Below are 23,330 nucleotides of genomic sequence, written 5' to 3'. Positions count from 1 at the left end.
TTCGGCGGTCGGGGAAACGTGCACGTGTCAGTGGGCGGGCTTCAGCGGAAGCAGGGCGCTGATGCGGAAACCCCCGCCGGGACGGGGCCCCGCGTCCAGGGTTCCGCCGACCATGCCGATGCGCTCGCGCATGCCGATCAGACCGTGGCCCTGCCCGTCGACCCCGCCCTCCTCGTACAGCTCGTGCGGAGCGCCCTTGCCGTCGTCCTCGACGAGCAGGCCGAGTCCGTCGTCGAAGTAGACCAGGCGCACACTCGCACCCGCGTTCGGCCCCCCGTGCTTGCGGGTGTTGGTGAGGGCCTCCTGCACGATGCGGTACGCGGTCAGCTCGACGCCGCTGGGCAGCGGACGCGGAGTGCCCTCGATCTTGAAGTCGACGGGCAGGCCGGAGGTCCGGCACTGCTCGATCAGGTCGTCGAGCTGCTCCACGTCGGGCTGCGGCACGTACTCGCCGGACTCCTGGTGCTCACCGGTGCGCAGCACACCGAGGAGACGGCGCATCTCGGCGAGGGCCTGCCGCCCCGTCCCCGAGATGATCTCCAGGGCCTTCTTGGCCTGGTCCGGGGCGGAGTCGAGCACGTACGCGGCGCCGTCGGCCTGGACCACCATCACCGACACGTTGTGGGCGACCACGTCGTGCAGTTCGCGGGCGATCCGGGCCCGCTCGGCGGCGACGGCGACCTTGGCCTGCGCCTCGCGTTCCTTCTCCAGACGGGCGGCACGCTCCTCCAGCTGGGCGAAGTAGGCGCGGCGGGTCCGCAGTGAGTCGCCGAGGACCCAGGCGAGGGCGAAGGGCACCGTCTGGAAGACCACGATCGCGGCCTGGCCGCCGGCGCTCGTCTGCTGGTCCGGCCAGCGCAGCTGCGCCAGTGGAGCCGCGCACAGGCCCGCCGTCAGCGCGAGCCGGGACGCCCAGCGGGTGCCGTTCGAGGCGACCGTGAAGGTGATGACCAGCAGCGCGAAGTCGGCCGGCACCATCGGCATGTCCAGCACCAGCTGCGCCGCGCCCATGGTGACGGCGAGCAGCAGCATGGCCTCGGGCATGCGCCGGCGCAGGGCGATCACCAGGCACAGGAAGAGGGTGATCGGGATGGTGACGGCCTTGGCGTCGGTCCCGGAGTCCTCCTGCCCGGCCGTTCCACTCGCGACCGAGATCCCGAGCAGGACGACGGCCCAGAAGCCGTCGACCCATGTCGGGTGCCTGCGGAGAAAATCATAGAGGCGCTGCACGTAACCCAGCGTAGGGAAGCGTGCTGTGTGCAGGGGTCAACCGGAGGGCCGATCCGTGACCGGTGCTTGTACTCCCCAAGGTGGAGGCCGCTGTGAACCCGGCGCTTAGTCTGGCGCGATGACGGCGACGGGAAACGGGTGTGGGCGCAGTGGTGTGTGACACGGCGGGCGGGGCACGCGGCTGGCGCCGGGCGACGGAGGAAGCGCTGTACGGGCCCTCCGGCTTCTACCGCAGGCCGGAGGGCCCAGCGGGGCATTTCCGCACCTCGGTGCATGCGTCACCGCTGTTCGCGGGGGCCGTGGCCCGTCTGCTCCGGCTCGTCGACGACGCGCTCGGGCACCCCCCGGAACTCGCCTTCGTCGACATGGGCGCGGGGCGCGGCGAGTTGGTGACCGCCGTCCTGAGCACGCTGCCCCCCGAAGTGGCCTCCCGCGCGCGCGGGTACGCGGTGGAACGCGCCGACCGCCCCGCCGGTCTCGATCACCGGATCGAGTGGCTCCCGCAGCAGCCGCCGGGCGTCACGGGGCTCCTGTTCGCCAACGAGTGGCTCGACAACGTGCCGCTGGAGGTGGTGGAGGTGGACGCGCACGGGGTGCCCCGCCTCGTCCTGGTGGACGCGGACGGGACGGAGTCCCTCGGAGAGCCGGTGGAGGGGGCGGACGCCGAGTGGCTGGCGAGATGGTGGCCGCTCACGGACGGGAGCGGCGGCGTACGTCCCGCCGAAGGTCTCCGTGCCGAGATCGGTCTCCCCAGGGACGCCGCCTGGGCGTCCGCCGTCGCGGGTCTCGGCCGCGGTCTCGCCGTCGCCGTCGACTACGGGCACGGCCTGGGGGCCCGGCCGCCCTTCGGCACGCTGACGGGCTTCAGGGACGGCCGGGAGACGGCACCCGTGCCGGACGGTTCCTGCGACATCACGGCGCACGTGGCGCTGGACGCGTGCGCCCTGCCCGGCGGCCGGCTGCTGAGCCAGCGGGAGGCGCTGCGGGCGCTCGGCGTGAGCGGGGAGCGCCCGCCCCTGTCCTTGGCCGCCACGGACCCCGCGGCCTACGTACGGGCCCTGGCCGGCGCGGGCGAGGCCGCCGAGCTGACCGCGCGGGGCGGACTGGGCGACTTCGGCTGGCTGCTGCAGCCGGTGGGCATCCCGGACCCGCTGGCCAGCGGGGAACAGCCCGCCGCGCAGCGGGCCGATGCCCTACTTGTCGATGTCCCCCACCACGAAGAACAGTGATCCCAGGATCGCCACCATGTCCGCGACCAGCGTGCCCGGCAGCAGTTCGGTGAGGGCCTGGATGTTGTTGTACGACGCCGACCGCAGCTTCAGCCGGTACGGGGTCTTCTCGCCCTTGCTGACCAGGTAGTAGCCGTTGATGCCGAGGGGGTTCTCGGTCCAGGCGTACGTGTGGCCCTCGGGGGCCTTCAGGACCTTGGGCAGCCGCTGGTTGACCGGGCCCGGGGGCAGTTCCGCGAGCCGGTCCAGGCAGGCGTCCGCGAGGTCGAGCGCGTTGTGGGTCTGCTCCAGGAGGCACTCGAAGCGGGCCAGGCAGTCGCCCTCCTGGCGGGTGACGACCTTCAGGGTGTCCTGGAGCTCCCCGTAGGCGAGGTAGGGCTCGTCCCGGCGCAGGTCGAAGTCGACTCCGGAGGCGCGTGCGATCGGCCCGCTCACTCCGTAGGCGTGCACCGCCTCCGGGGAGAGCACCCCGACACCGCGGGTACGCCCGCGGAAGATCTCGTTGCCGAGGACCAGACCGTCGAACCGGTCCATCCGGGAGCGCACCCCGGAGACGGCGGCGCGCACGCGCCCGGCCCAGCCGGCCGGCAGGTCCTCCTTGAGGCCGCCCACCCGGTTGAACATGTAGTGCATGCGCCCGCCGGAGACCTCCTCCATGACGTGCTGGAGCTCCTCGCGCTCGGTGAACGCGTAGAAGATCGGAGTGATCCCGCCCAGCTCCAGGGGGTACGAGCCGAGGAACATCAGGTGGTTCAGGACCCGGTTCAGCTCCGCCAGGAGCGTGCGGGTCCACACCGCGCGCGGGGGCACCTCCATGCCGAGCATCCGCTCCACACCGAGGACCACGCCCAGCTCGTTCGAGAACGCGGAGAGCCAGTCGTGGCGGTTGGCCAGCATGATGATCTGCCGGTAGTCGCGCGCCTCGAAGAGCTTCTCCGCACCGCGGTGCATATAGCCGATCACCGGCTCCGCGTGCTGGATCCGCTCACCGTCGAGGACCAACCTCAGCCGCAGCACACCATGGGTGGACGGATGCTGGGGCCCGATGTTGAGCACCATGTCGGTGCTCTCCGCGGCGCCGCCGATACCGACCATGGTCTCCGTCGTAGGAGTCATGCGGACAGTGTGTCGTACGTACGCTTGCGGCATGGAGACGGGGACCTCGGAAAACACGGGGACAGCGGGACGGCCGGCGCGGAAGACGGCGGACGAGCCGGTGTGGACCGGGCTGCCGCCGGGCCTGCTGCGGATGCGACGGCTGTTGCTGGTGGTGTGGCTGGGCCTGCTGACCGTCGGTACGGCCCTGCTGCTCGGCCTGCTCGCCGGGCCCGGCTGGGCGGCGTTCGCGCTGCTGCCGCTCGCGGTGCTGCTGTGGGGCTGGCCGATGCTGGGGCGCAACTGGCGTTCCTGGCGCTACGCCGAGCGGGCGGACGACCTGCTGATCAGCCGGGGTGTCCTGTGGCGCGAGGAGACCGTCGTGCCGTACGGGCGGATGCAGTTGGTGGAGGTCACCTCCGGTCCCGTGGAGCGGCACTTCGGGCTGGCCGGGCTGCAGCTGCACACGGCTGCCGCGGCGACGGACGCCCGCATCCCGGGGCTCGACCCGGCCGAGGCGGAACGTTTGCGCGACCGCCTGACCGAGCTGGGCGAGGCCCGATCGGCGGGGCTGTGACGACGCCACCGGGCGCCCCCGAAGGCGTACAGGCCGGGACCGTGCCGGTGGAGCCCGTACCGGTGGAGCACGTACGGGACGAGGCGCGCGGCGCGCGGAAGGACGTTCCCGGGCCGGCCGAGCGGCGGCTGCATCCCGTGACGCCCCTGCGGCGCGCCTGGGCGCCGGTCGCCGTCATCGCCGGATGGGCCGTGCACGACCCCGACCAGGCGCAGCGACAGCTGACGCGCCTGACCACGACCACGCTGCTGGCCGTCCTCGCCGCCGCCGTCCTGGGAGCCGCCCTCTACGGCTTCCTGAGCTGGTGGTTCACGCACTTCGCGGTGACCGACACCGAACTGCGCATCCGTACGGGCCTGGTGTTCCGGCGCACCGCGCACATCCGGCTCGAACGGATCCAGGCCGTCGACGTCACCCAGCCGCTGCTGGCCCGCGTGGCCGGGGTCGCCAAGCTGAAACTCGACGTCGTCGGCACCGACAAGAAGGACGAGCTGGCCTACTTGGGCCAGGAGGAGGCCCGGGTGCTGCGGGCCGAACTGCTCGCCCGTGCCGCCGGTTTCGCACCGGAGACCGCGCAGGAGGTGGGCGAGGCGCCGGTCAGGCAGCTGCTGCACGTACCGGCCCGGGTCCTCGCCGTCTCGCTCCTCCTGACCGGGGCCACCTGGGCGACGCTGGCCGCCGCACTCGTCGTACCGCCGCTGCTGTGGTTCGCCACCCACAGCGTGTGGACGGTGCTCGCGACGGCGCTGCCCCTGCTCGGCGCGGCGGGCGCGAGCAGCGTGGGGCGGTTCGTCGGCGAGTACGACTGGACCGTGGGGGAGTCCCCGGACGGGCTCCGCATCGACCACGGGCTGCTCGACCGTACGCACGAGACGGTGCCGCCCGGGCGCGTACAGACCGTACGCGTCGTCGAACCGCTCCTGTGGCGGCGGCGCGGCTGGGTCCGGATCGAGCTGGACGTGGCGGGCTCCGCCAACTCCGTGCTCGTACCGGTCGCCCCGCGCGAGGTCGCCGAGTCGGTCATCGCCCGGGTCCTGCCGGGGGTGACCGTGCCGGCCGGCCTCGTACCGCCGCCGCGCCGGGCGGCCCGGTGCGTGCCGTTCTGGTGGCGGGGTTACGGGCTCGCCGTGACCGACACCGTCTTCGTGGCCCGGCACGGACTGCTGCGCCGCAGCATCGCGCTCGTGCCGCACGCCAAGGTGCAGAGCGTGCGCCTGGCACAGGGGCCGTGGAAGCGCCGTCAGGGGCTCGCCGACGTGCACGTGGACACGGGCGCCAACAAGACCGTGACAGCCCGGCTGCGGGACGCCTCGGAGGCCGCGGAGCTGCTGTACGCGCAGGCCGACCGGTCGCTCACCGGCCGCCAGGAGGCCCTGCCGGACCGCTGGATGGCGTGAGGGCGGGAGCGGGGCGTGGAGCGCCGGGCGTCCCTGCTGGGTCAGCCCGGGCCCGCGGCATCCGGCCTGGTCCGGCCCGCATCCGACCTGTGTCCGGCGTGAATCCGCGTGAATCCGACCGGGGATGCGACCTGCCTTCAGCCTGATCCAGGCCGGTTCAGGCCGGTTCGGCCTGGTGTGAGAGAAACGCCCTAGGAGACCGCGCTCCGCAGCCCCGCCACGTCGATGGGTTCCGTCTCGTCGTGCGCGGTCAGGTCGATGACCTGGCCGACACCGCGGGACTCCTCGCCCGCGGGCCTGAACTCGGACTCCGCTTCCGCCTTGTGCAGCGCGAGCGCCTCCTGGCCCACCACGTCGGCGAGGTCCTCGTTCTGCACGGCTTCGAGCGCCTCGGCGCCCTTCTGGGTGCCGAAGAAGTCGAAGCCGCCCTCCACGGCGGGGCGCCGCACGGGCGTGGCCGGTGCGACCGCCACGGCCGTCGGCACGGTGAAGTGCCCGGCGGGGCGCGGGGGCCGCGCGGCGGGCGTCAGCGCGGCCGCGCTCGTCGGGGACGTACCGGCGCCGGCCGCGGGCGGCTGCTGCTGCATGCGGGCCATCCCCGACGGGGTCGGCCGCGCGAGGGCCGAGCCCGGCGCCGACTCGGGCGCGGAGGCGTGTGCCGTATGCGGCTCGGGTGCTGCGTGCGGCTCACGTGCCGTGTGCGGCTCGGGTGCCGTGTGGGTCGTGGACTGCAGGGGCGTCACGTCGACGGCGGCGGACCGCGTGCGCGGCTGTGCGGTCGCGGCGGCCGTGCGCTCGTGCCCGCCGGCCGCCTCGGGCTTCCCCAGCGACTCGCCCTCCTGCCGGGTCTCGGTCCTCGACGGTGCGCTCGTCATCGTGCCGCCCGCCGCGGACGCGCCCTGCGGGGCACCGCCCGGCCGGGGCGCACCCTTGCCGGGACCACCCGGCGCGGGCGAGCCCTTCCGGGTGGCGCCCTTCGCGGGAGTCCGCCTGACCGGACCGCCGGACCCGCCGGGGCCGCCCTTGGGAGGCGTGGTCGGCGCGGGGTCCTCCGGGGCCGGCCCGTCCGAGGCCGAACCGGCGACCGGCTCGGGGTCGGTGGGTCCGGCGTTCGCAGCGGCGACGGTCGCGTCGTCGGCCCGGGCCGTACCGGCTTCTACGGTGCCGGTGTCAGCGGTGTCCGTGCCAGCGGTGTCCGTGTCAGCGGTGCCGGTGTCAGCGGTGCCGGTTTCGGCCACCGCCGTTTCGGCCGCGCCGGATTCGTCCGTCGGCGAGTCGTCCGACGCCGGTCCGGCGTCATCCGTGTGCACGTCCGCCGGAGCCGCGCCCTCGGCGTCGGTATCGGCATCGGCATCGGCAGAGGCCGAAGCAGCAGTTTCAGCAGCGGCGGCGACGGCGGGCGCTTCCGCGAGCCGGTCCAACGCCGCGTTGGCCTTCACATACAGGACCGAGGCCGCGGAGGACGCCGCCAGGGCCGCCTGGACCGTCGCCGCCGTCGCCTCGGGGACGGCCGCCGCCTCGGGCGCGGTGGCGGCGGACTCCTCGGGGGCCGTCTCCTCGGCCGTCGGGGCCGTCGGCGCCGCCGCGGTCAGCTCCGGAACCGGTGCGGTCGTCTCTATCTCGAGGAGCCGGCGGCCCTCCAGGGCGGTGGCCCGCTCGGTCTCGGCCGTCGCGTACCGCCGCAGCAGCGCGGCGTGTTCGTTGCGCAGCCCGGCGAGTTCGGCCCGCTTGGCGCGGAGCCGTTGTTCCAGCTTGGTGCGGAGTTCGCGCGACTCGTCCAGATCGCTCTCGAGTTCGGCGACCCGCTCCTCGTGACGCCACTCGTCGCTCGCGCGCCCGCGCGCGAGGTCCGCGACGCGCCTGCCCGCCGACGCGTCCCAGCGGCGCATGACGACCGCGCCCACGACAGCCGTCAGCGCGGCACCCGCGGCCAGCCCACGCAGCACCCATGGTTCGGAGAACAGCCATGGCCCGACGGCACAGACGACGGACACACCCGCGATCGCCGAGGGGGGCAACAGCCGGTGCAGAGGTGGGGAATGACGGTGACGTCCTCGTGGCATGGCCAGAAACTTACCGCGCGTAGGCGAATGATGGTGCCCCGCACGACAAAAACGCAGCCACACCGAAACCTTCTCACGGCCCCTTCACCCGACGACGGCCCCAGTGGCCGCAGCAGCCGCTCCTGGACCACGACTTCGGTCCGATACCGCCCCGCACACCGGTCACACGCCATCCGCCGACGGACGACCGGCGTCCCCGCGCCCGCCCCGCCACTTATCGATCAAGGAAAGCGCCGTGCCGTTTCGTCGTCTCCGGTAGTCGGGATCTTCGACAAACCTGCGCCGCCAAGGGGCAGTTCCCGCATTCGCCGGATCCGGAATGGATCTCCCCCGGGTGAAGTCCGTGGAATTCCACGGACTTCACCCGTCCTTTGCGACGGCTTTCCGTAAGGGAGTGAACCCGGCCCGGCAGTTGGGAGATCCGCCGGACGACGGGACGCATGGGGCGGGCCGGCTACGGAACCCGCGGCCGCCGCGCCCCTGACCCTGGCGGGAACGGACTCGACCGGCTCCACGGTGCCGCGAAGGACCGGCGCGGCACGGACACAGAGCGCGGCTCCCCCATGGCATCAGCCGTCCGCCTCGCCGACCCGGCCGACCCGGCGGACTCGGCGGACTCGGCGGACGCCCGCCTCCCCTCACGACGTCCTACGCGACGTCCCTTCCTCTGTCCCCGCAGGGCGGACAGCGGATCCGGCCCGTACGGCGACCTGAAGGCCCTGCTCCAGGGCGTCCCCGGGGCACGACGGGGCCTCCCTGGACCGCGGGCGCCGCGACCGTGCGGCGGGGGTCCCGGCACGAACGCCCTCGTCATCCGGTCCCGGACCGCCCCGCGCGGCTGCCCGCGGGCTGCCCACGCCGTGCCGGGGCAGCGACGTACGAACCACGTGACCGTCAGCGCCGGCCGGGCCCCGTCCATGAACCCCGGCCGCCCCGCGACGCCCACCCCCGCGCCGCGCGGCGCGGGGACCCGCGGCGACCGGCCCCGTGGGCCGTACAGCTCCGATCGGCCGCCCGCCCCCTTGGGCCTAGGCTGGACGGTATGAGCAAGAAGAGCGGACGAGGCCAAGTGTCAGGACTCCCGGCCTGGGACCGCTGCGCGGTCATGGGCGTGGTGAACGTGACCCCCGACTCCTTCTCGGACGGCGGCCACTTCTTCGACACGACCGCCGCCGTCAAGCACGGCCTCGACCTGGTAGCGCAGGGCGCCGACCTGGTCGACGTGGGAGGCGAGTCCACCCGTCCCGGCGCCGCCCGCGTCGACGAGGCGGAGGAGCTCAAGCGCGTCATACCCGTCGTCCGCGGACTCGCCTCCGAGGGCGTCGTGGTCTCCGTCGACACGATGCGTGCCTCCGTCGCCGAGCGCTCGCTCGCCGCGGGCGCCGTCCTCGTCAACGACGTCAGCGGCGGCCTCGCCGACCCGGCGATGATCCCGGCCGTCGCCGCCGCGGGCGCCCCCTTCGTGGTGATGCACTGGCGCGGCTTCCTCCAGGGCAGCACCGTGCGGGGCTCGTACGTGGACGTCGTCTCCGAAGTCGTCGACGAGCTCCACGCACGCGTGGAGGCCGTTCTGGCGGGCGGCATCGCCCCGGACCGGATCGTCGTCGACCCGGGCCTCGGCTTCTCCAAGGAGGCCGAGCACGACCTCGTACTGCTCGCGCACCTCGACCGGCTCCGGGAGATCGGCCACCCCTTGCTGGTGGCCGCGTCCCGCAAGCGGTTCCTCGGCCGCGTCCTGGCGGGCCCGGAGGGCTCCCCGCCGCCCGCCCGCGAGCGTGACGCAGCCACCGCCGCGGTCTCCGCGCTCGCCGCCCACCAGGGCGCGTGGGCCGTCCGCGTCCACGAGGTACGGGCCACCGCCGACGCCGTCCGGGTCGCCCGGGCCGTCGAAGGCGCCCGAACCGCCGAGGAGGCCGGAACGGCCGAAGGAGAAGCCGGGACGGCAGAGGAAGCCCGGTGAGCGCCCCGCACACGGACGTCGAACAGGTCGAACTCGCCAACACCGCCTTCTACGAGGCATTGGAACAGGGCGACTTCGAGGAACTGTCCGCACTCTGGCTGACCCCGTCCGACCTGGGCCACGACGAGGAGTACCACGACCCGGCGCAGGCCGGCGAGATCTCCTGCGTCCACCCCGGCTGGCCGGTCCTCAACGGCCGGGGCGAGGTCCTGCGGTCGTACGCGCTGATCATGGCGAACACCGAGTACATCCAGTTCTTCCTGACCGATCTGCATGTGTCGGTCACCGGCGACACCGCCCTGGTGACCTGCACGGAGAACATCCTCAGCGGGGGCCCGCCGCCCGAGGACAGCGACGAACTCGGGCCGCTGGTGGGCCAGCTCGTCGTCGCCACCAACGTCTTCCGCCGCACCTCGGACGGCTGGAAACTCTGGTCGCACCACGCCTCACCCGTGCTGGCCGAGACCGACGAGGACGAACCGGACGACCCGTCTCCCTGACCTCCTCGACCGCCCCGCTGACGGTGGCGTCACCCACAAGGCGGTGATCTCCGTCGTAGTACGTTGGTGATCGTGGCGTCGGTCACGGACACCGGCCCTTACCGACGACCGACGAACTGACGACTGCAGGAGTGATTCGCGTGGATCGTGTCGCGCTGCGCGGCCTCAAGGCCCGTGGTCACCACGGTGTCTTCCCCAGGGAACGCGAAGAGGGCCAGACCTTCATCGTGGACCTCACGCTGGGCCTGGACATCAGGGCCGCGGCGGCCGAGGACGACCTCACCAGGACCGTGCACTACGGCATCGTCGCGGAGGAGGTCGTGGCCGTCGTGGAGGGCGAGCCGGTGAACCTCATCGAGACTCTCGCCGAGCGCATCGCCCAGACCTGTCTGAAGCACGACGGGGTCCAGGAGGTCGAGGTGTGCGTGCACAAACCGGACGCCCCGATCACGGTCCCCTTCGACGACGTGACCGTCACCATCGTCCGGAGCCGGGCATGACCGCGTTCACCGGGGGCCAGAGCGACCCGACCGTGCAGCCGGTCCCCGCCTCCGTGGTGGAGCGGGTGGACGCCGCCGACACGACCCTGCACAACCCGCGGCGCGCGGTGGTCTCCCTGGGCTCGAACCTGGGGAACCGCCTGGAGACCCTCCAGGGGGCCATCGACGCCCTGGAGGACACCCCCGGTGTCCGGGTGAAGGCGGTCTCCCCGGTGTACGAGACGGAGCCGTGGGGCGTGGCGCCCGACAGCCAGCCGACGTACTTCAACGCGGTGATCGTCCTGAGGACGACCCTGCCGCCCTCCTCGCTCCTGGAGAGGGCCCACGCGGTCGAGGACGCCTTCCACCGGGTACGGGACGAGCGCTGGGGGCCCCGCACCATCGACGTCGACATCGTGGCCTACGCGGACGTGGTCTCCGACGACCCGGCGCTGGTCCTTCCCCACCCGCGCGCCCACGAACGCGCGTTCGTCCTCGCCCCCTGGAACGACGTGGAGCCCGAGGCCGAGCTGCCCGGCCACGGCTCCGTGGCCCAGTTGCTCGCCGCGGTCCCCCGCGAGGGGGTCGCACCCCGGGCCGACCTGGAACTTCAGCTGCCCGACTAGTCGTTAAGGTCAAGACGCACCGAGGGCGGCCGCCCGACGGCACGCGATCGTGAGAGGAACTGAGTGAAAGAGCTGCGCATCAGGACGCTGGCCGCGGTGTTCCTCGTGGCCGGGGTGCTGTCCTGGGCAGGCGCCCGCCTGTGGAACTCGGTGGGCACGCTCCCCCGGGTCCCCCTGGCGGCCCCGATCGTCCTGGCACTGATCGGCGTGGTCCTGCTGGCCACGGCGCTCTCCCTGCGGACCCGTCTCAAGGCCCAGCGCGAGCGCCGCCCCGGCGCCAAGGGGGTCGACCCCATGATGGCCGCCCGCTCGGTCGTCTTCGGCCAGGCCAGCGCCCTGGTCGCCGCCCTCGTCGCCGGCATGTACGGCGGTACGGGCGTCTTCCTCCTGGAGTCCCTGGACATCCCCGCCCGCCGCGACCAGGCCATCTACGCCGGCTTCTCGGTCCTGGCAGGCATCGCCGTCATAGCGGCCGCCTTCTTCCTGGAACGAGTCTGCAGACTCCCGGAAGACGACGACACAAACGGCACCCCGGCCCCCGCGGCCTGAGCCCTCTTCAGAGCGGGGACACCCCCGCCCAAGGGGCGCCCCGAGGCGCCCCCGAGGGGCGCGCCCGAAGGGGCGCGGGGAACTGCGCGCCCAGCCACAACGCACCCGCACACCCCCACAAACGCCCGCCCCACCCCACCCCCCACCCCCGCAAACGCGCGGAGCGCAACCGCTAGCGCGCCATGATGAGACTCATCGCCTCGTTACGCGTGACCGCGTCCCGCAACTGCCCCCGCACGGCCGACGTTATGGTCTTCGCCCCCGGCTTACGAATGCCACGCATGGACATGCACATGTGCTCGCACTCCACCACGACGATCACGCCCCGCGGCTCCAGGATCTCCATCAGTGAGTCGGCCACCTGCGTGGTGAGCCGCTCCTGTACCTGCGGCCGCCGGGCGTAGACGTCCACGAGCCGGGCCAGCTTGGACAACCCCGTGATCTTCCCGGACGTGCTCGGGATGTAGCCGACGTGCGCGACCCCCCGGAACGGCACCAGATGGTGCTCACACGTCGAGAACACCTCGATGTCCTTCACCAGAACCATCTCGTCGTGTCCGAGGTCGAACGTCGTCGTCAGGACGTCCTCGGCCCGCTGCCGAAGCCCCGCGAAGATCTCCTGGTACGCCCGGGCCACCCGCCCGGGCGTCTCCCGCAGCCCTTCCCGGTCCGGATCCTCGCCGACCGCGATCAGCAGTTCTCGTACGGCGTTCTCGGCGCGCTTCTCGTCGAAATCGCCGATCTCGCCCTCGCCGTCCAGCCTCACGGGGTCGGTCATCTGGTGCCTCGTTTCTGTGCCTCTCACACGTGTGGACCACGCGTCTCGCAACCCGGCACACGAAGATGCCGCGCCCCCCAGGCTAGGACCTGGGGGGCGCGGCATCCATTCCGGGCCTGGTGAGGCCGCCGATGGGCGAGATCGTCAGCTCTCGGTACGGTCCTCGGGGGCCGGCTCGGTCACCGGGTGCGGCTCCGCGGTCGCGGTGGCCTTCGAGGTGATCGCGGGGGCCGAACCGTTCGTCCCGTTCGTCAGTGACAGCTCCTTGGGGGAGAGCACCGGCGGGCGGGTGGACGGCGTGCGGCGGGAGGAGCCGGTCCACGCGGGACGGGCCGGACGCTTGACGATCGGAGCGAAGACCTCGGCGATCTGCTCCTTGCTCAGCGTCTCCTTCTCCAGCAGCTGGAGCACCAGCGCGTCGAGCACGTCGCGGTTCTCGACCAGGATTTCCCAGGCTTCGTTGTGCGCGTTCTCGATGAGCTTCTTGACCTCTTCGTCGACGAGCGCGGCGACCTCTTCCGAGTAGTCGCGCGGGTGCGACATCTCCCGGCCCAGGAAGGGCTCGGTGTTGTCGCCGCCGAACTTGATGGCGCCGAGGCGCTCGGTCATGCCGTACTGCGTGACCATCGCGCGGGCCGTGGCGGTGGCCTTCTCGATGTCGTTCGCCGCACCCGTGGTCGGGTCGTGGAAGACGAGCTCCTCGGCCGCGCGCCCGCCCAGCATGTAGGCCAGCTGGTCGAGCATCTCGTTGCGGGTCGTGGAGTACTTGTCCTCGTCCGGCAGGACCATCGTGTAGCCCAGAGCACGGCCCCTGGAGAGGATCGTGATCTTGTGGACCGGGTCGGAGTTCGGTGAGGCCGCCGCGACCAGGGCGTGTCCGCCCTCGTGGTACGCGGTGATCTTCTTCTCCTTGTCCGACATGATCCGGGTCCGCTTCTGCGGGCCCGCCACCACACGGTCGATCGCCTCGTCGAGCATGTGGTTGTCGATCAGCTTCAGGTTGCTGCGCGCGGTGAGCAGCGCGGCCTCGTTCAGCACGTTCGACAGGTCCGCGCCCGTGAAGCCGGGGGTGCGGCGGGCGACGGCCGACAGGTCGACGTCCGGCGCGACCGGCTTGCCCTTCTGGTGGACCTTGAGGATCTCCAGACGGCCCTGCATGTCCGGGCGGTCGACCGCGATCTGGCGGTCGAAGCGGCCGGGCCGCAGGAGGGCCGGGTCGAGGATGTCCGGACGGTTCGTGGCGGCGATGAGGATCACGCCGCCCTTGACGTCGAAGCCGTCCATCTCGACGAGCAGCTGGTTCAGTGTCTGCTCGCGCTCGTCGTGACCGCCGCCGAGGCCGGCGCCGCGGTGGCGGCCGACCGCGTCGATCTCGTCCACGAAGACGATCGCCGGGGCGTTCGCCTTGGCCTGCTCGAACAGGTCACGGACCCGGGAGGCACCGACACCGACGAACATCTCGACGAAGTCCGAACCGGAGATCGAGTAGAAGGGGACGCCCGCCTCGCCCGCGACGGCACGCGCCAGCAGCGTCTTGCCCGTACCGGGAGGCCCGTAGAGGAGCACGCCCTTGGGGATCTTGGCGCCGACGGCCTGGAACTTCGCGGGCTCCTGGAGGAACTCCTTGATCTCGTGGAGCTCCTCGACCGCCTCGTCCGAGCCCGCCACGTCGGCGAACGTCGTCTTCGGGGTGTCCTTGGTGATGAGCTTCGCCTTGGACTTCCCGAAGTTCATGACCCGGGAGCCGCCACCCTGCATCTGATTCATCAGGAACAGGAAGACGACGACGATGAGGACGAAGGGAAGCAGGGACAGCAGGATTCCGACGAAAGCGTTCTGCTTGGTCGGCGAAATCGTGTAGCCGTCGGGGATCTGCTTGTTCTGGAACTTGTTCTGGAGGGTGGTGGCCAGGTTCACACCCTGGTCGCCGATGTAGCTCGCCTGGATCTTCGAGCTGCCCTCGACCTTGTCACCGTCCTTGAGCTCGACCTTGACGATCTGCTCGTCACCAGTGGTGATCTTGGCTTGCTGGACCTTGTTGTCATTGATCGCCTGGACGACCTGGCCGGTGTCCACCGTCTTGTAGCCGCCGGACGAGCCGACGACCTGCATCAACACGACCACGGCAAGGACGGCCAGCACGATCCACATGACCGGCCCACGGAAGTATCGCTTCACGTCCATCCATACGGAGCGGTGCCGCCCCGTCCCTCCTGCCATAGTGAGTTTGATAAGACTGTTCTTTCGGACGGTACCTCAGCATTGTCACCCGAAGCTGCACGGTCCGGCTGACAGACCCCGTCCACGTATGCTCCAACGGCGCGAGACCCGCTGGGGTTCCCGGTCGTCCCACGGGGGTGTGCCCCCGGTGGGCGGGACGTCACCCGTCCAGGGTGCCTCAGCCGCCGTAGACATGCGGCGCGAGCGTACCGACGAACGGGAGGTTCCGGTACTTCTCCGCGTAGTCGAGGCCGTACCCGATGACGAATTCGTTCGGGATGTCGAAGCCGACCCACTCCACGTCGATGGCGACCTTCGCGGCCTCGGGCTTGCGCAGCAGCGTGCACACCTTGAGGGACGCGGGCTCGCGGGAGCCGAGGTTGGAGATCAGCCAGGACAGGGTCAGCCCGGAGTCGATGATGTCCTCGACGATCAGGACGTGCTTGCCCTTGATGTCGGTGTCGAGGTCCTTGAGGATCCGCACCACTCCGGAGGACTGGGTGCCCGCGCCGTACGAGGAGACGGCCATCCAGTCCATGGTGACGGGGGTGGACAGGGCCCGCGCCAGGTCCGCCATGACCATCACCGCGCCCTTGAGGACACCGACGATCAGCAGGTCCTTGCCCGCGTACTCCGCGTCGATCTTCGCGGCCAGCTCGCCCAGCTTCGCGTCGATCTCTTCCTTGGTGATGAGCACCGACTTGAGGTCGGTGCCCAGGTCTTTCGCGTCCACCCGCATCACTTTCGGTCGTCCCACCGGCTGCTTCCCGGCCCTCCGTGCAGAGCGCCGCTCCCCGGAGGGGTTGCCCTCCGAGGGAGTCGCCGCCCGAAGGGCGACTCTTTTTCAGCCTTGCCGAATCACCAGTCTGCCACCCTGCCGCTGAGCGACGACCCGGCCCGGGAGGTTGATGGCCCCCTGGCCGCGCCAGCCGGTGATCAGCCGGTCGATCTCCTCGATGTGCCGGGCGAACAGCGAACCGGCGGGCGCCCCGGCCTCGATCGCGGCGCGGCGCAGGATGCGGCGGCGCACGGCGGGCGGCAGGGCGTACAGCTTGGCGCACTCCAGGAGGCCCGCCGCGTCGCGTACGGACGCCTCGGCCCGGCCGGCCCACGCGTCGAGCGCGTCGGCGTCGTCACGGGAGAGCTGGGCCGTACGGGCGAGGGCCTCGACGACGCCCTTGCCCAGGGCCTTCTCCAGGGCGGGCAGCCCCTCGTGGCGCAGCCGGGACCGGGTGTACGCGGGGTCGGCGTTGTGCGGGTCGTCCCAGACGGGCAGCGACTGGACCATGCACGCCTTGCGGGCGGTCTGCCGGTCCAGGTGCAGGAACGGGCGACGGTAGCGGCGGTCGGCGCCCGGCCCTCCGGAGACGGCGGCCATGCCGGACAGCGAGCGGGTCCCGGACCCGCGGGCGAGGCCGAGCAGGACGGTCTCCGCCTGGTCGTCGCGGGTGTGGCCGAGCAGGACCGCGGCGGCGCCGTGCCGCTCGGCCGCGGCGTCCAGCGCGGCGTACCGGGCGTCGCGGGCGGCGGCCTCCGGGCCGCCGTCCCGGCCGACGGTGACCGCGACGGACTCGACGGGGTCCAGTCCGAGCTCGGTGAGCCGCAGGACGACCTCGTCGGCGCGCAGGTCCGACCCGGACTGCAGGCCGTGGTCCACGGTGACGCCGCCGGCGCGGACGCCGAGTTTGGGTGCTTCGAAGGCGAGGGCGGAGGCGAGCGCCATGGAGTCGGCGCCGCCGGAGCACGCGACGAGCACGAGCGGCGCGCGCGAGGGCGTGTCGGGGGCGCGCTGGGGAGCGTGATCGGTGAGGACGTCATGGAGTACGCGGCGGACCGCCAGGCGTATCGCCGCGACCGCAGGATGGGGACCCATGTCCGGTTCCCTTCATGAAATTGTCGGGGGGTGAGCCCGGGTTCGGTCACTCAGAGTGTCTCGATGGTGACAGAACCGGGCCGTTCCCCGAGCATTGCACGCCTACCCATGGCTCACGGTCCCTCGGACGGGTGATTGGAGGGGCGTTCACCTGCCGTCGGCCGGATTCAGTTCACGACTCTGCCTTACGGTGCACCCGCGCGACCCAGTCCGCCGGTTTGGCGATCTCCGACTTGGTGGGAAGGGTGTTCGGCGAGGTCCACACGCGGTTGAAGCCGTCCATGCCCACCTCGTCCACGACCGCGCTGACGAAGCGCTCGCCGTCGCGGTACTGGCGCAGTTTCGCGTCGAGGCCCAGCAGCTTGCGCAGGGCGAGGTCGAGGCGGGAGGCGCCGCGGGCGCGCCGCTGCTGGAACTTCTCGCGGATCTCGGCGACGGAGGGGACCACCGCGGGGCCGACGCCGTCCATCACGAAGTCGGCGTGGCCCTCCAGGAGGGACATCACGGCGGTGAGCCGGCCGAGGATCTCGCGCTGGGCGGGGGTCTGGACGATCTCGACGATGGAGCGCGGCTCGTCGCCCTCCTCGCCCTCGGGGCGGCCGCCGGCGAGGGACTGGGCGGCCTCGCGGACGCGTTCCAGGACGGTCATGGGGTCGACCTCGGTCTCCCCCAGGAAAGACTGGATTTCGCTCTCCAGGTGGTCGCGGAGCCAGGGCACAGCCGTGAACTGCGTGCGGTGGGTCTCCTCGTGGAGGCAGACCCAGAGCCTGAAGTCGTGCGGCTGGACGTCGAGTTCGCGCTCCACGTGCACGATGTTCGGCGCCACCAGGAGGAGCCTGCCGCCGCCGTTCTCAGCGGCGGGCAGTTCCCGGGTGGCCGGGGCAAACGTCTCGTACTGGCCGAGGACCCTGGAGGACAGGAAGGACAGCAGCATGCCCAGCTCGACGCCGGTGACCTTGCCGCCGACGGCGCCGAAGACGGCTCCGCCCGGGGTGCTGCCGCGACGTTCCTGCATCTTGTCGAGCAGCGGTTTGAGGATCTCCCGGAACCCGGCGACGTTCGCCCGGACCCAGCCCGGGCGGTCCACGACGAGGATCGGGGTGTCGTGGAGGTCGTCCCCGCCCATCCGCGTGAACCCGCGGACGTGCTCCTCCGACGCCTTGGCGTGCCGGCGCAGCTCGGCGACGACAGCCCTGGCCTCGTCGCGGCTCACCTCCGGCCCCGGCCGTACGAGCCGGGTCGCGGTCGCCACCGCGAGATTCCAGTCGACCATCTCCGCACCACGGATGCTCATGCCGTCAACCGTACGGGAGCGCTGCCGCTTGGGGCAGGGGTGGGCGATCCGGGTGCCTCCGCTCGTGGGCCGTGTGCACGCGCGTCGCAGCTGGTGTCATAGCTGGTTGCGCAGTTCCCCGCGCTCCCGGAAGCCCGGAAGCCGGGGCGCAGCCCCGCTTCCAGGGGCGCGGGGAACTGCGCGACCGGCCCCCACCGGCCCGCAGACGAACTCCGGCAGCGGCTCACCGGTCGCAGCCGCAGGTCGCCAACGTCGAGGCCAGTTCGTCCAGGCCCCGCTGGGCGGTCTCCGCGTTCGCGGGCGGATCGGACTCGGCCAGGAAGGCGAAGGCGAGAAGACGCCCCTCGGTGTCCACGACCGTGCCCGCGAGGGTGTGCACGCCGGTCAGGGTGCCGGTCTTGGCGCGGACGACGCCGGTGCCCGGCCGGCCCGCGTACCGCTTGCTGAGGGTGCCGGTGAAGCCGGCGACGGGCAGCCCGGTGAGGACCGGGCGCAGCTCCGGGCGGTCCGGGTCGGCGGCCTCGGCCAGCAGGGCCGTGAGCAGGTCCGCACTGAGCCTGTCCGCGCGGTCCAGGCCGCTGCCGTCCGCGAACTCGGCCCCCTTGAGGGGAAGCCCGAGCTTCTTCAGCTGCCTGCGGGTCGCCGCGCCGCCGCCCTTGAAGCTGGCCGGTTCGCCGGAGGCGAGGGCGGTCTGGCGGGCCAGGGCCTCGGCGATGTCGTTGTCGCTGCTGGTCAGCATGCGTTCGACCAGCGCGGAGAGGGGCGGGGACTGCACGGTGGCGAGGGTCTTGGCGCGGCCGGACGCCTTGGAGGTGCCGGGGGTCGTGGTCTCGATGCCCCGCTCGTGGAGGAGCTCGGCGAACTTCCGGGCCGCGTCGCCCGCGGGATCCGTACCGCGGTCCGCGGGGCCGCTCGTGGAGTCGTCGAGGCGGCCCTCGTCGACCATGAGGGCGGTGACCCGGGCGATGTTGGTGTTGTGCCCTATGGGGTGCACGGCGGGGCCCGCGTAGAGCGAGGTGTCGTACGAGAGCGTGACCTTGCCGGCCTTGCCGGCCTTGCCGGCCTTGCGGGACTTCAGCGACTTCAGGGCGCGGGCCGTACCGTCGGCCAGGGAGCGCAGGCTGGCGTTGCCGTTCGCGTCCTTGCGGGCGGTCAGGGTGGGATCGCCGCCGCCGACCAGGACGACCTCCTCGGTGCCGGGTTCGAGGACCACGCGGGTCGCGATGCGGTGGTCCGCGCCGGCCGCGGTGAGCGCCGCCACGCCCGTGGCGATCTTGGTGGTGGAGGCCGGGGTCAGCGCCTCGCCCGCCCCCTTGCCGTACAGGCGCCTGCCGGTGGCCACGTCCACGACGGCGCCCGCGCGGTCGGTCCCCAGCGAGGGGTCGTCGAGCAGCGGCCCCAGGACGTTCGCGAGGGCCTTCTCCGTGGGGGACGGCGCGGAGTCCGCGGAGGTGCCGGCCAGCCCGGCGAGCACGGACGCGGCGCTGGGAGCCGGCGCCGGCGCCTTTCCGGACGTACCGGACACATGACCGTGATCTGCGCCACCTGCGAGCTCCCGCGATGCGGCCCGGTCGCGCTCCGCCGTACGCTGACCGGTGGAGTCCCACGGCCCGGCCGCGGTGACCACGGTGGCCGCCACGACGAGTCCGAGGGTGGCGGCGCCCGTCGTGAACCGCACGGTCGACGGCCGCTCGACCAGCGGCTTCACGACTCCTGCTGCCCGGGCCAGCGGCGGCCTGACGACCTCCGCGGCCCGTACGAGTCGCGGCCGCACGGATCGCGCGACCCGCATCACATGCGGTCTCGCGGCCCGCCAGGTCTTCAGCTCCGGCACGACCACCAGCCCCTTTCGCGATCACACACCTGCGTGAGGGACACTTAACCACCAGAACTATGTGCTGATCATGGAGGAGCAACCGGTGGAGTTCGACGTCACGATCGAGATTCCGAAGGGTTCACGGAACAAGTACGAGGTGGACCACGAGACCGGTCGGATCCGTCTGGACCGTCGCCTCTTCACCTCGACCAGCTACCCGGCCGACTACGGCTTCGTCGAGAACACCCTCGGCGAGGACGGCGACCCGCTGGACGCGCTGGTCATCCTGGACGAGCCGACCTTCCCGGGCTGCCTCATCCAGTGCCGCACGATCGGCATGTTCCGTATGACGGACGAGGCCGGCGGCGACGACAAGCTGCTGTGCGTCCCCGCGCACGACCCGCGCGTGGAGCACCTGCGGGACATCCACCACGTGTCGGAGTTCGACCGTCTGGAGATCCAGCACTTCTTCGAGGTCTACAAGGACCTGGAGCCGGGCAAGTCCGTCGAGGGCGCCAACTGGGTGGGCCGTACGGACGCCGAGGCCGAGATCGAGCGGTCCTACAAGCGCTTCAAGGAGACGGGCGGCCACTGACCCCCGGTGTCCTGCGGGCCGCGTGACCCCGATGGGGTCGCGCGGCCCGTTCGTGTGTCGGTGCGCATACTGGGGCGTACCGGAAGTGCGAGTTCGGGAGTAGTGGGTGACGGAGCCGGAGGTCGAGGACCGCAAGCCGCAGTCGGACGAGGCGCGCAGCGCGTTCATCCCGCCGAGCGGTGTGGTGGCGCAGGTCCCGCCGGTCGAGGAGGAGTCGTCGACGACGTCGGAGTTCGCCCTCCCCAAGGGGCTGGGCGTGCCGGCGGTGTCTCCCGCCGAGTCCGAGGGCTCGGCGTTCAGCAGACCCAGGACGTACAGCTCCGGACACGCGCCGGCCGCCTTCACACCGCCCGCGGGCGTCCCGCGGGTCGACCTCACCAAGGACGCTCCCTGGCAGGACCGGATGCGCACGATGCTGCGCATGCCGGTCACCGAGCGGCCCGTGCCCGACACCGTGCAGAAGGCGGAGGACGAGGGTCCCGCCGTGCCGCGCGTCCTCGACCTGACCCTGCGTATCGGTGAGCTGCTGCTCGCGGGCGGCGAGGGTGCCGAGGACGTGGAGGCGGCGATGTTCGCCGTCTGCCGCTCCTACGGCCTCGACCGCTGCGAGCCGAACGTCACCTTCACCCTGCTGACCGTCTCGTACCAGCCGTCGCTGGTCGAGGACCCGATCTCCGCCTCGCGGACCGTGCGGCGCCGGGGCACCGACTACACGCGCCTGGCGGCCGTGTACCAGCTCGTCGACGACATCAGCGACGACCAGACCGAGGTGTCCCTGGAGGAGTCCTACCGGCGGCTCGCCGAGATCCGCCGCAACCGGCACCCGTACAGCGGCTGGGTGCTGACCACGGCCACCGGGCTGCTGGCGGGCGCGGCCTCCGTGCTCGTCGGCGGCGACCTGATCGTGTTCGTCGCGGCGGCCGTCGGCGCGATGCTCGGCGACCGGCTGGCCTGGCTCTGCGCCGGGCGCGGGCTGCCGGAGTTCTACCAGTTCACGGTGGCCGCGATGCCGGCCGCCGCGATGGGCGCCGCGCTCACCCTCGCGCACGTCGACGTGCGGGCGTCCGCGGTGATCACCGGCGGGCTGTTCGCACTGCTGCCCGGGCGGGCGCTGGTGGCGGGCGTACAGGACGGGCTCACCGGTTACTACATCACCGCGGCGGCCCGGCTCCTGGAGGTCATGTACTTCTACGTGGGCATCGTCATCGGCGTCCTCGTCATCCTGTACTTCGGTGTGACGCTGGGCGCCGAGCTCAATCCGGACGCGGCCCTGCTCTCCGCCGAGCGGCCGCTGTGGCAGATCGCCGCCTCGATGCTCCTGACGCTCACCTTCGCGGTGCTGCTCCAGCAGGAACGCTCGACCGTACTGGTCGTGACCCTCAACGGCGGGGTCGCCTGGAGCGTGTACGGCGCCATGCACTACGCGGGCGGGATCTCGCCGGTCGCCTCGACGGCCGTGGCGGCCGGACTCGTCGGGCTCTTCGGGCAGCTCATGTCGCGCTACCGGTTCGCCTCCGCGCTGCCGTACACGACCGCGGCGATCGGGCCGCTGCTGCCCGGTTCCGCCACGTACTTCGGGCTGCTCGCCATCGCGCAGAACGACGTCGACGAGGGGCTGGTGTCACTGACCAAGGCCGCCGCGCTCGCGATGGCCATCGCGATCGGGATGAACCTGGGGTCCGAGATCTCGCGGCTGTTCCTGCGGCTGCCGGGGGCGGCGGGGGGTGCGCGGCGGGCCGCGAAGCGGACCCGCGGGTTCTAGCGCACCCGCGGGGTCTGGGTGGGGGGGGCTGGTGTCGTTCGCCGGGTGACGGCCGTCGGGGGCTGATCGCGCCGTTCCCCGCGCCCCTGGAGGGCGCTGGGAGGCTGATCAGCCGGGTGACGGCCGTCATGGGCTGGTCGCGCCGTTCCCCGCGCCCCTGGGGGGGGCGCGAGGTGGGTTCGTTCAGTTCCTGGGCTGGTCCTGGCCGTACGGGTACTGCTGGTACTGCTGCTGGTCCTCGGGGTACTGCCACTGCTGCTGGCCGTAGTTCTGGTCCTGGCCGTACGGCTGCTGCGGCTGCTGCTGGTAGTAGTCCTGGTTGCCGTACTGGTCGTAGTGCTGCTGTCCCTGGTCGCCGTAACCCTGGTCGCCGTAGCCCCGGTCCTGGCCGTGCTGCCCGCCGTGCTGCTGGTCGTAGCCGTTCTGCTGGGCGGCCGGGGGGATCCGGCGGAGCTGGGTCGTGTGGTCGTCCATGGTGGGGCCGGCCGGCGGAACGTGGGTGTTCCCGGGCTCGGGCTGCGCGCCGTTCGCCGCGCCCTTCTTGGACTTACCGCGGGCCCGCAGGAACTCGATGATGATCGGGACCACCGAGATGAAGACGATCAGGAGCAGGATCGGCTCGATGTTCTTGCGGACGAACTCGATGCTGCCGAGCCAGGAGCCCAGCAGCGTGACACCGGCGCCCCAGAGGATGCCGCCGACCACGTTGAAGATCAGGAACGAGCGGTACTTCATGCCGCTGACGCCGGCGATGATCGGCGTGAACGTGCGCACGATGGGCACGAAGCGCGCCAGGACCAGGGACTTCGGGCCGTACTTCTCGAAGAAGTCGTGGGCCTTGACCACGTTCTCCTGTTTGAAGAGGCGGGAGTCCGGCCGGGTGAAGAGCGACGGCCCCACCTTCTTGCCGAACATGTAGCCCACCTGGTCACCGACGATCGCGGCGACACAGATCAGCGCGATGGCGCCCCACAGCGGGAAGTCCAGGGTGTCGGCGGTGATCAGCATGCCCGCCGTGAACAGCAGCGAGTCACCCGGCAGGAAGAAGCCGATGAGAAGGCCCGACTCGGCGAAGACGATCAGGAGCAGGCCCCAGATACCGAACGAGTCGAGCAGGTAGTCCGGATCCAACCAGCTTGGGCCAAGGGCAAGCGTCGTCACGTTTCCGGGCTCCTGTGGGGTGGTGGGATCGGCGGCGGGCGAAGGTGTGGCCGACCAAAGTTATCAACGCACCATGACGTGCCCAGGTTCCACCGGGTCCTAGAGGATGCACTGTGCCCCGACTGG

General features: G+C 71.9%; 20 protein-coding genes. 10 read left to right on the top strand and 10 right to left on the bottom strand.

All coding sequences use genetic code 11. The features are described 5' to 3' along the window. Positions 1-27 precede the first annotated feature (27 nt). A complete protein-coding gene (locus ACFYXC_RS18580; protein WP_389552707.1) occupies positions 28-1,230 on the bottom strand; it encodes a sensor histidine kinase in 1,203 nt (400 codons plus the stop codon). A gap of 149 nt (positions 1,231-1,379) precedes the next feature. On the opposite strand from ACFYXC_RS18580, the gene ACFYXC_RS18575 reads away from it, so the two are divergent. Continuing rightward, positions 1,380-2,459 (top strand): SAM-dependent methyltransferase, encoded by a 1,080-nt coding sequence (locus tag ACFYXC_RS18575; protein WP_389552861.1) that lies wholly within the window; start codon positions 1,380-1,382, stop codon positions 2,457-2,459. Here ACFYXC_RS18575 and ACFYXC_RS18570 read toward each other — a convergent pair. After that, complete coding sequence (locus ACFYXC_RS18570) at positions 2,424-3,575, bottom strand: NADH-quinone oxidoreductase subunit D (RefSeq protein ID WP_388911660.1); 1,152 nt, start codon at positions 3,573-3,575, stop codon at positions 2,424-2,426. The genes ACFYXC_RS18575 and ACFYXC_RS18570 overlap by 36 nt on opposite strands. Positions 3,576-3,606: 31 nt before the next feature. Between ACFYXC_RS18570 and ACFYXC_RS18565 the strand changes: the two genes are divergently transcribed. After that, positions 3,607-4,131: a PH domain-containing protein gene (locus ACFYXC_RS18565; RefSeq protein WP_388911663.1), complete on the top strand. Its 525-nt coding sequence runs from the start codon at positions 3,607-3,609 to the stop codon at positions 4,129-4,131. 62 nt (positions 4,132-4,193) lie between these two features. Next, entirely contained in the window at positions 4,194-5,528 is a 1,335-nt protein-coding gene (locus ACFYXC_RS18560; RefSeq protein WP_389552858.1) for a PH domain-containing protein, read from the top strand. A 191-nt stretch (positions 5,529-5,719) separates the two neighbouring features. Here ACFYXC_RS18560 and ACFYXC_RS18555 read toward each other — a convergent pair whose 3' ends face one another. After that, positions 5,720-7,522, bottom strand: a complete 1,803-nt coding sequence (locus ACFYXC_RS18555) for a hypothetical protein (RefSeq protein ID WP_389552703.1) — start codon at positions 7,520-7,522, stop codon at positions 5,720-5,722. A gap of 1,111 nt (positions 7,523-8,633) precedes the next feature. Here ACFYXC_RS18555 and folP point away from each other — a divergent pair. The 5 genes from folP (at position 8,634) to ACFYXC_RS18530 (ending at position 11,705) form a co-directional block, all read left to right on the top strand. After that, positions 8,634-9,551 (top strand): dihydropteroate synthase, encoded by a 918-nt coding sequence (gene folP / locus ACFYXC_RS18550; RefSeq protein WP_389552700.1) that lies wholly within the window; start codon positions 8,634-8,636, stop codon positions 9,549-9,551. Beyond that, the gene (locus ACFYXC_RS18545) at positions 9,548-10,051 is read left to right on the top strand and encodes a nuclear transport factor 2 family protein (RefSeq protein WP_388911671.1); all 504 of its coding nucleotides are present in this window, start codon (positions 9,548-9,550) and stop codon (positions 10,049-10,051) included. The genes folP and ACFYXC_RS18545 overlap by 4 nt, the downstream gene beginning before the upstream one ends. A 140-nt stretch (positions 10,052-10,191) precedes the next feature. Beyond that, complete coding sequence (folB, locus tag ACFYXC_RS18540) at positions 10,192-10,551, top strand: dihydroneopterin aldolase (RefSeq protein ID WP_388911674.1); 360 nt, start codon at positions 10,192-10,194, stop codon at positions 10,549-10,551. Continuing rightward, entirely contained in the window at positions 10,548-11,156 is a 609-nt protein-coding gene (gene folK / locus ACFYXC_RS18535; protein ID WP_388911677.1) for a 2-amino-4-hydroxy-6-hydroxymethyldihydropteridine diphosphokinase, read from the top strand. The genes folB and folK overlap by 4 nt, the downstream gene beginning before the upstream one ends. Before the next feature lie 63 nt (positions 11,157-11,219). Then, the gene (locus ACFYXC_RS18530) at positions 11,220-11,705 is read left to right on the top strand and encodes a DUF3180 domain-containing protein (protein WP_389552696.1); all 486 of its coding nucleotides are present in this window, start codon (positions 11,220-11,222) and stop codon (positions 11,703-11,705) included. A 172-nt stretch (positions 11,706-11,877) separates the two neighbouring features. Here ACFYXC_RS18530 and folE read toward each other — a convergent pair whose 3' ends face one another. The 6 genes from folE to dacB all read right to left on the bottom strand — a co-directional run bounded on the left by folE (position 11,878) and on the right by dacB (position 19,710). Next, complete coding sequence (gene folE / locus ACFYXC_RS18525) at positions 11,878-12,483, bottom strand: GTP cyclohydrolase I FolE (RefSeq protein WP_388911683.1); 606 nt, start codon at positions 12,481-12,483, stop codon at positions 11,878-11,880. Between the two features lie 144 nt (positions 12,484-12,627). Beyond that, the gene (gene ftsH, locus ACFYXC_RS18520; protein WP_388912176.1) at positions 12,628-14,667 is read right to left on the bottom strand and encodes an ATP-dependent zinc metalloprotease FtsH; all 2,040 of its coding nucleotides are present in this window, start codon (positions 14,665-14,667) and stop codon (positions 12,628-12,630) included. A 214-nt stretch (positions 14,668-14,881) separates the two neighbouring features. Beyond that, positions 14,882-15,442 (bottom strand): hypoxanthine phosphoribosyltransferase, encoded by a 561-nt coding sequence (gene hpt, locus ACFYXC_RS18515; RefSeq protein WP_143640508.1) that lies wholly within the window; start codon positions 15,440-15,442, stop codon positions 14,882-14,884. Between the two features lie 105 nt (positions 15,443-15,547). Next, positions 15,548-16,576, bottom strand: coding sequence for a tRNA lysidine(34) synthetase TilS (gene tilS, locus ACFYXC_RS18510; protein WP_388911686.1), 1,029 nt, complete (start codon positions 16,574-16,576; stop codon positions 15,548-15,550). A gap of 172 nt (positions 16,577-16,748) precedes the next feature. Next, the gene (locus ACFYXC_RS18505) at positions 16,749-17,870 is read right to left on the bottom strand and encodes a zinc-dependent metalloprotease (protein WP_388911689.1); all 1,122 of its coding nucleotides are present in this window, start codon (positions 17,868-17,870) and stop codon (positions 16,749-16,751) included. A gap of 223 nt (positions 17,871-18,093) precedes the next feature. Further along, complete coding sequence (gene dacB / locus ACFYXC_RS18500; RefSeq protein ID WP_389552692.1) at positions 18,094-19,710, bottom strand: D-alanyl-D-alanine carboxypeptidase/D-alanyl-D-alanine-endopeptidase; 1,617 nt, start codon at positions 19,708-19,710, stop codon at positions 18,094-18,096. Between the two features lie 79 nt (positions 19,711-19,789). Here dacB and ACFYXC_RS18495 point away from each other — a divergent pair, with 79 nt between their 5' ends. Together ACFYXC_RS18495 and ACFYXC_RS18490 are read left to right on the top strand one after the other, a co-directional pair. After that, positions 19,790-20,281: an inorganic diphosphatase gene (locus ACFYXC_RS18495; protein ID WP_033321679.1), complete on the top strand. Its 492-nt coding sequence runs from the start codon at positions 19,790-19,792 to the stop codon at positions 20,279-20,281. 106 nt (positions 20,282-20,387) lie between these two features. Further along, a complete protein-coding gene (locus ACFYXC_RS18490) occupies positions 20,388-22,043 on the top strand; it encodes a threonine/serine exporter family protein (RefSeq protein ID WP_389552688.1) in 1,656 nt (551 codons plus the stop codon). 183 nt (positions 22,044-22,226) lie between these two features. Here ACFYXC_RS18490 and ACFYXC_RS18485 read toward each other — a convergent pair whose 3' ends face one another. Then, a complete protein-coding gene (locus tag ACFYXC_RS18485; RefSeq protein ID WP_389552685.1) occupies positions 22,227-23,204 on the bottom strand; it encodes a DedA family protein in 978 nt (325 codons plus the stop codon). Positions 23,205-23,330: the final 126 nt, after the last annotated feature.

The organism is Streptomyces sp. NPDC002701 (genome assembly GCF_042889045.1).
GTDB lineage: Bacteria > Actinomycetota > Actinomycetes > Streptomycetales > Streptomycetaceae > Streptomyces.
This window is presented reverse-complemented; position numbering and strand designations above follow the sequence as displayed.